This is a genomic window from Chrysiogenia bacterium (assembly GCA_020434085.1).
Lineage (GTDB): Bacteria > JAGRBM01 > JAGRBM01 > JAGRBM01 > JAGRBM01 > JAGRBM01.
In genome coordinates, this window is the sequence record JAGRBM010000021.1 from 1 (window position 1) to 7933 (window position 7933).

The 7933-nt window shown below is 63.8% G+C and carries 7 protein-coding genes; 3 read left to right on the forward strand and 4 right to left on the reverse strand.

Going from position 1 to position 7933, the window contains the following annotated elements; genetic code table 11:
* A partial coding sequence (locus KDH09_00475) for an MBL fold metallo-hydrolase (GenBank protein ID MCB0218140.1) occupies positions 1-702 on the reverse strand: 702 nt, incomplete at its 3' end.
* Between the two features lie 157 nt (positions 703-859).
* Here KDH09_00475 and KDH09_00480 point away from each other — a divergent pair.
* Complete coding sequence (locus KDH09_00480) at positions 860-1195, forward strand: helix-turn-helix transcriptional regulator (GenBank protein MCB0218141.1); 336 nt, start codon at positions 860-862, stop codon at positions 1193-1195.
* Here the strand turns inward: KDH09_00480 and KDH09_00485 are convergent.
* Positions 1192-3570 (reverse strand): PAS domain S-box protein, encoded by a 2379-nt coding sequence (locus tag KDH09_00485; protein MCB0218142.1) that lies wholly within the window; start codon positions 3568-3570, stop codon positions 1192-1194. The two genes, KDH09_00480 and KDH09_00485, sit on opposite strands and share 4 nt — an antisense overlap.
* A complete protein-coding gene (locus tag KDH09_00490) occupies positions 3567-4106 on the reverse strand; it encodes a tetratricopeptide repeat protein (protein ID MCB0218143.1) in 540 nt (179 codons plus the stop codon). The genes KDH09_00485 and KDH09_00490 overlap by 4 nt, the downstream gene beginning before the upstream one ends.
* Before the next feature lie 176 nt (positions 4107-4282).
* Here KDH09_00490 and KDH09_00495 point away from each other — a divergent pair, with 176 nt between their 5' ends.
* Positions 4283-5170, forward strand: coding sequence for an SDR family oxidoreductase (locus KDH09_00495; protein MCB0218144.1), 888 nt, complete (start codon positions 4283-4285; stop codon positions 5168-5170).
* A gap of 50 nt (positions 5171-5220) precedes the next feature.
* Here the strand turns inward: KDH09_00495 and KDH09_00500 are convergent, their stop codons facing one another.
* Entirely contained in the window at positions 5221-6102 is an 882-nt protein-coding gene (locus tag KDH09_00500) for a hypothetical protein (protein MCB0218145.1), read from the reverse strand.
* Positions 6103-6227: 125 nt separating this feature from the next.
* Here KDH09_00500 and KDH09_00505 point away from each other — a divergent pair, with 125 nt between their 5' ends.
* Positions 6228-7763, forward strand: a complete 1536-nt coding sequence (locus tag KDH09_00505; protein MCB0218146.1) for a mechanosensitive ion channel — start codon at positions 6228-6230, stop codon at positions 7761-7763.
* Positions 7764-7933: the final 170 nt, after the last annotated feature.

Below are 7933 nucleotides of genomic sequence, written 5' to 3' on the forward strand. Positions count from 1 at the left end.
CGTGACCGGCGCGGGAAGACCACAACGCAGGTTCTCGGGGACCGATTCCTGAATCTTTTTGGGCTGCGCGAGTTTGAGATTCTTCATGATCTCCACGAAGTCGTCCTCGCTCTTGTCCAGTCCCAAGCGCGCGTTGAACCTCTTTTCCTCGCCGACCGTCGTGACAGTCCGGCCCTTGTAGTCGTGACCGGGGTAGAGCTTCGTCTCATCGGGCAGCGTGAAAATCTTTTCGCGCACCGAGCGGTAGAGCTTGCGTGAATCGCCCTGCTGGAAGTCGGTGCGGCCCGAGCCGCGGATGAGCAGCGCGTCGCCGGTAAAGGCCATGGACTTGTCACCGGTCACATAGGTCACGCAGCCATTGGTGTGACCGGGCGTGGAGCGCACCTCGATCGTGCAGGCGCCGAACTTCACGGTGTCGCCTTCGTCGACGGGGACATCGGCGCAGGGCGCGCCGCCATGTTTGCTCACAACGGTCTTTGCGCCAAGGCGGCCTCGCAGCACGCCGGCGCCGGTGATGTGGTCGGCGTGGACATGGGTATCGAGCACATAGAGCAGCTTGAGGCCCAGCTCCTCGATGAGCTGGACGTCGCGTTCGACCTGGTCGCGGACCGGGTCGATGATGACGGCCTCGCGGTTCTGCTCGTCGGCGAGCAGGTAGGTGTAGGTAGAGGATTCGGGGTCGAAGAGCTGGCGAAACAACATGGTCTGTTTCTCCTTTCCCATGCGGGCGCTACCTCATTGCAATAGTGCCTCGCTACCTGGAAATAATATAACTGAATATTTATATTGTCAAGTATCGATATTCTGCTATACTGCCCCTGTCGCCGCTGAGTCTTCCGCCGGCGACCAGGAAACAACGATGGCACGAGCACTCAAAATCCTGACCGAAGGCGGCTTTGAGGCCGTCGCGCAGCGCTTTCGCCTGATGGGCGATCCGCTTCGCCTGCGGCTTCTCAACTGCCTGCGCGAGGGTGAGCGCACCGTGGGCGAGCTCGTGGGCGCCACCGGCGCCAGCCAGCCCAATGTCTCCCGACACCTGTCCCTGCTCTACCAGAACGGGCTCGTCACCCGCCGCCAGGAAGGCAACTGCGTCTATTACGGCGTGGCCGATCCGGGAATTTTCGAAGTCTGTGACGTGGTATGCAGCGGCCTGGAGCGCGATCTCGACGCACGTCGCAAGGTTTTTACCCGCTAGGTTTGCAGGGAATCCGCCGGCTCAATCCAGCGCGCAATTGCCGCCTTGAGCTGCTGCATTCCAAACGGTTTCTGCAGAAAGCCCGCCGGCCGGTGCGACCCGAACTGGCTGAGGGTGTCTTCTTCGGCGTAGCCGCTCATCAGAATAACCGGCAGGTCCGGGCATTCGTGAAGCAGCGCCTTGAAGGTTTCCGGCCCGCTCCAGTCGGGCATGGTCATATCCAGAAGTGCAAAGACGGGCAGTTGCCCTTTGCGGTGATCGCGCAGGTATTGCACCAGCCTGGCGCCCGACTCAAAGAGCAGCACCTCATAGCCCAGCCGCGCCAGCAGCTCGCGCGTGGCAATACGCACATCGGTCTCGTCATCCACCACCGCCACCGGACCACGTGTGGCTTCCCCTGCAGGCGCCTCCGGCGTCGGCTTTGTTTCGCGCCTGCGCTCGTGCGCCTCCGCATCAGTGGCGGAGAACACCGGCAGGTAGACTTCGAAACACGAGCCCCCGCCCCTCTGCGTGCTGACCTGCAGGCCGCCGCGGTGGGACTTCACGATGCCCAGCGTCGCGGCAAGGCCGAGGCCGCGGCCCGCGAACTTCGTGGTGAAAAAGGGATCGAAGAGCCGTTCGAGCGTCGCCTGGTCCATGCCGCTGCCGGTATCGCGCACTTCGAGCTTGACGTAGTCGCCTTCGTCGAGCCCCTGCCCCACCCGAAGCCGGGTGAGATCATCCGAGCCCAGATGCGCTTTCGAGGTGCGCAGAACAATGTCGCCGCGTTCTTCACCGATCGCCTCTGAGGCGTTGACGATCAGGTTCATCACCACCTGCCGGATCTGCGTGGCGTCGGCATGAACCGCGGGCAGGTCGGGATCGAACTCGAACGCGAGCTGCACCGACTTGCCGATGGAAACCTGCAGCAGGTCCGCCATTTCGCGGGTGAGTTCGTTGAGGCTCACTGCGTCCTGCAGCACAGCGCTGCGTCCCGAGTAGGCCAGCAGTTGCTGGGTGAGGTCGGCCGCGCGGCGCGCCGCCGTCTCCACCGCTTTGACGTACTGGTAGCTGGGTGCATCCGGTGGCAGATCCAGCAGGGTCAGCGAGGCGTTACCCAGAATGGTCATGAGCATGTTGTTGAAGTCGTGCGCAATGCCGCCGGCGAGCACGCCCAGGCTCTCGAGTTTCTGGGATTCGAGCAGCTTGCGCTCGAGCCGCAGCCGGTCTTCCTCCACCTGTTTGCGTTCGGTCAGGTCGCGCACGAAGGCACACAGGTAGGGCGTCTCATCAAAAATGAGGAAGCTCTGCTTGATCTCCACCGGGAACTTCGAACCATCCTTGCGCTGGTGGATCGTCTGGAAAGTCAGGCTCCCGTATTCTTCCATGCGCTTCCACAGGTTCTCCCAGTTCGTTCCATCCCAGCGCGGCGAGAATTTGTCCACCGTGGCGCCGATCAGTTCCTCGCGTGCGTATCCGAGCGCATTGCACGCTTGCGCATTGACCGAAGTGATCTTGCCATCCTCACCGATCCAGAAGATCGAATCGGCGGCGTTTTCGACCGAATACTCGGTAAAGCGCAGCGCGGACTCGATCACCTGGCGCTTGGCCACTTCCTCCTGCAGTTCATGGTTGGCCTGACGCAGTTCTTCGGTGCGCTCTTCGACGCGATGTTCGAGCTGCTGCTGCGAAGCCTCCAGCGCCGAGGTCAGCCGCGTGAGCTCGACGTTGGCCTCGGCGAGTCCTTGCTCGCGAAGGCGCCAGCGGTCGATCATGTAGGCGAAGACGATCACCATCGTGAGCATCAAGACCATCAGATAGAGCTCGTTCCACCAGTTGACCTGCAGGGCCGGTGCCATCGAACGCGCGGCCGAGTAGAACGGCGCGTAGGTCTCGTACCCATAGAGTGAGAGAACCGGTCCGGCCTCGTAGAGCACGAAGAACAGAACGAGCCCAGCGCCGACCACCCACCATTCGACGATGACCATGAGCACCAGGGTCACGCCAACCATGGAGATCCACAGGGCTGCGTCGATCGGCGCATAAAACCACCCCGAGACCGCGATCGTGAAGTACCAGTAGACGCAGGTGAGCCACAGGAACCAGCGCGCATCGGGTTTGTACTTGCGCAACCAGAACGAAATCAGAAGTAGCGGATACCAGGGCAGATGCCGGCCCCAGTCGACGAACCAGCGAACCGCATCAAGGTCCCGTGTGATTTCCAGAGGGGTCGTGCGGTTGCGCGCCTCGACGACGAAGAGAAACTGGAAGAAGATGGTCGTGGAAATGATCAGCAACGCGCGGCTGGCGTAGCTCCATTCGAGCGGATTGCCGAACAGGTCGAAGACCCGGAGCATCCACCCCTGACGCGCGTCATCTCTTTGCTGCTCGCTCAAGACTCTCCCTCGCCCCGTTCGGCAGGCTCCAGCTCCGCCATTGCTCCCTCGATCGCCTCGACCAGTTCCGCGTTCTGGCTTTCGCTGCGCTCGATTGCCGCGAGCGCAAGGTGGTAGTGCCGCCGGGCCTCGTCCAGGTCGCCGCGATGGGTCCAGATCTCGCCAAGGTCCTTGAGGTCCCTGGCCACCTGCTCGTGATACTCACCCAGCGCGCGGCGCCGTGCGACCACGGCCTTTGCCATCAGCGACTCGGCCCGTTCCCAGTCGGCGTCGGCGAAGTAGAGCGCTCCGAGCGCGGCATAGCTCTCGGCGCGGCGCGGATCGTCGGCATGGAATGTCGCGGCCCTGCCGATGGCGTGGGTCAGGCAGCGCTCGGCCAGCGAGAGGCGCCCGCGACTCTGATAGCCACGCGCCCAGTCCATGAGCTGCGCCCAGTCGGCCACGTCCCAGCGCCGTTCGAGCCGCCGGTGCGTGACCAGCCCCACGACCATGAAGCCGACCACGCAGAACAGAATGATGTCGACCAGCAAGTCCATAGGATAGGGATTCTACACCAGAGTTACAGGCCGCGTGCAGCCCGATTCCATCGATGGTGCCCCAATGTTGACACCGTAAACTTGGGGCAATAGCCTCCCCCCACTGCCGCGCGCCAGGGCGCGCGCCGGATGACCCGCCACGATGCGGGCCTCCAGATGAGGGGAAAATCATGGAAATGTTTCGCGACGACCTGCTCAAGGGCAAACGCATTCTGGTGACCGGCGGCGGCACGGGCCTGGGCCGGGTGATGACGGAGAAGTACGCCAGGCTCGGCGCCGAGGTGGTCATCTGGGGCCGCCGCTCGGGCGTGCTGGCCGAGACCGCCGAAGAGATCATGCGCGAACACGGCGGCAAGGTGATCCCTATGGCCTGCGACATCCGCAACGCCGATGAGATCGCCGCGCGCGTCGATGAGATCTGGAGCGGCGGGCCGCTCGACGGGCTGGTGAACAATGCCGCCGGCAACTTCATCTCCCCCACCAAGGACCTCTCGGCCAACGCCTTCAACGCCATTGCGAGCATCGTCTTCCACGGCACCTTCAACACCACGAACACCGTGGGCAAGAAGTGGCTCGAGGAAGGCCGCAAGGGGAGCATCATCTCCATTCTGGTTACCTGGGTGTGGACGGGCTCTCCCTTTGTCGTGCCCTCGGCCATGAGCAAGTCGGGCATCAACGCCATGACCAAGTCGTTGGCCGTCGAGTGGGGTCCCCACCGCATTCGCCTCAACGCCATCGCGCCGGGTCCCTTCCCGACGAAGGGTGCGTGGGAGCGGCTCAACCCCCAGAGCGGGAGCAAGGGCGGCGACGCGGCCAACGATTACTCCCAGTCCATCCCGATGGGCCGCGTGGGTGAGATGAGCGAGCTGGCCAACCTGGCCGCGTTCCTCATGGCTGATGGGTGCGAGTATCTGACCGGTCAGACCATCGCCATCGACGGCGCGCAGTGGATGATGGGCGGCGGCACTTTCAGCCGCCTGCTCCAGCTCACCGACGAGCAGTGGGCCGCCATTCGCGAGACCATCAAGTCCACCAATGCCAAGGACAAGGCCGCACGCGGCTAGGCCGGCAAGTGTCTGGAATACGTGAAAGGGCGACGCTTGCGTCGCCCTTTTTACTTCTTGAGCGGTGGCGGCTCGGTGGGCTCCGAACCCTTGGGGATGTCGGGCGAGCCGAGCTTGCCGTAGCCGATCACGCCCTCGACCTGCAGGAAGTGGCGCAGCCAGTTCTCGTCGAGGAAGGCCAGATCCTGGAAGAGCCCGCTTGCCCCGCCGAGGGTCTCCTCCATCGGCCCGAGCAGGCGCGCCGATCGATCGAAGAGCGCCGGCAGGTCGCGCCCCTCGGCAAAGGCGCGGGTATCGCCCATCACCGCGCGCAGGTCGATGAGCAGGGGCTGCATCTGGGTCATCACGAGGCTCGCCTGACTGAGCAGCGGCGTCGCCTCGCGCAGGAAAGGTGCGGCCTCCTCAAACACGGGACCGGCCTTGTCGGCGGCGACCAGCGCGGGTTCCATCCGGGTGAGAATGTCGTGAAGCTGCGCGGTGAACATCTGCAGCTCGGTGAGCATGGGGTCGATCTTCGTCATCATCCCCTGGGCCTGGGTGAGCGTCGGGGTGAGCTGTTCGAGCGCTGCGCCGAGCTTGACCATGAACTCGGGGAGCTGTTCGAGCACGCGCTCGACCTTGGGAAAGACATTGGGCAGTCCCAGCAACTCGTCCAGGGCGCGGGGCTTGTCCCCATGCGGGCGATCGGGCCGGAACATGGGATGGAGCTCGTCCATGGACTGGGCGATCTCGGGATTGCGCTGGGCCATCACGGCGACCGAGCCAAGGCCCGAGAACACCAGAATGAGCAGCAGCCAGGGCCCGATGCTGCCGCGCCGCAGCAGCGCGGGCAGGCCCACAAAGATGATCGCCGCCGCCGTGGCCACCCCCAGAAAGAAGATGGCCTTGACGAAATAGGGATCGTTCCATGCCGCGGGACTGACCGGACCCACCGACTCTTACTCCTTGCCCTTGGAAGCTACTGCGCAACAGCGTAACATCTTGGCCGTTCAAGAGAAACCGGTCGCTTGAGGATCAAACAAGCCGGCCGAGGGGGAGTCGGGGCACAACCGCCGCAATGGCCGCCGAACATTCCATTTTCGTACGCTGGATCATCTTCCTGGGAGCAAGCCTGGGCATCTACCTCGCGCTGCGCGCGGTGGCGACGATCATCCTGCGTTTTCTCAAGGGCATGTCCGAGCAGCCCGAGGCCGTCAGCGCCGTCTCGCTGCCCATCCACACGCTCATCATCACCGCCGCCCTGCACATCAGCCTGAACCTGGTGCGCGGCGGGTACGAGGTCATCCTCGTCAACGAGGTCTCCAAGACCCTGCTCTTCCTGGCCATGGTGTGGCTGGCCATCCGCATGGTCTCGGCCCTCATCTATGCCACCTATATCTCCCAGGCGCCCGACTCGCGGATGCCCGATCTCATCCAGAAAGTCATCACCGGCTTTCTCTATGCCGCCTCGGGCCTGGCCATCCTGCACTTCTACTTCGCCGTCGATGTCACCGGCATCCTGGTGGCCGGCGCGGTGGTCGCCATCGTGGGCGGCATCGCCTTCCAGGACAGCCTGCGGGACTTCTTTGCCGGCATCACCCTCAACCTCGACGACACCTATCACATCGGCGATATGGTCAAGGTCGCCGACTTCGTCGGCGAAGTGGTCGACACCGGATCACGCACGACCAAGATCCGCTCGGCCTACAACGACTACGTCACGCTTCCCAACAAGGCGATCGCCAACGCGCCGATCATCAACTTCAGCTCTCCCGAGGACCTGCACCGCTCGGTGGTGAGCGTCCCGGTGAGCATCTCGGCACCTCCCGGAGAGGTCTGCCGCATCCTGGCCGGCTCGGCCCGCCTGGCGCGCGGCGTGCTCTGGCAGAACCGCCCAGTGGCGCGCCTCAAGGAAGTCCATGGCAAGCACGCGGTCTATACGATCGAGTTCTGGATCGACCACTACGGCGACAACGCCCGGGTCGAGGACCGCATCCTCCAGCTCTGCTGGTACCGCCTCAAGCGCTACGGCTTCGCCCTGGATTCGGGCGAGCCCCTGCCCCTGCTGGCCGGCGGCGCCGACAACGACGCGCAGCGCCTGCGCAAGGAAGAATCCCTGCTTCTTGTCGAGGGGATGCTGCTCTTCAACACCCTCGAAATGGACGAGATGCACTTCCTCGCCGAAAACGCCCGCTTCGAAACGCGCGCCCAGGGTGAAGTTATCTTCAGCAAGGGCAAGAGCGGCGATTGCTTCTACCTCATCACCCGCGGCGTCATTCACATCCTTCTTGAGGGCGGGCAGGAAGGCGAGGTCATTCTCGAGGGCATGGGCCCGGGCTGGTCCTTCGGCGAGCTCGCCCTGCTCACCGGCGAGCCCTGGCCCTACGACGCCGTCGCCGGCACCGACTCCGAGCTGCTCGTGCTCGACAAGGAAATGTTCCAGCTCCTGCTCGAGCGAAAGCCCGACCTCGCCCAGCGCCTCTCCGAGCGCGTCGCCGAAGTGCAGCACCGCGACCGCAACGCCTTCCGCGGCCTGCAGAAAACCGCCGAGGAAACGCCCCACAACGAAGAGAATTTGCTCACGAAGATCTCGGACTTCTTCGAACTGGTGTAGTTGTCGGCTCGTTTCGTTTTCGTCTCTCGAATCTCGTTTACATTTTCCAAAAATTTTTTTCTTGCCCAAAGAGCGCGTCACGGCGGCGGCCGTGAGCGCAGCTCCGCCCCCGCTCCCCCTCCGGGGGAGCTGCCGCCGCAGGCGGCTGAGGGGGTCGCGGCAGGACGATC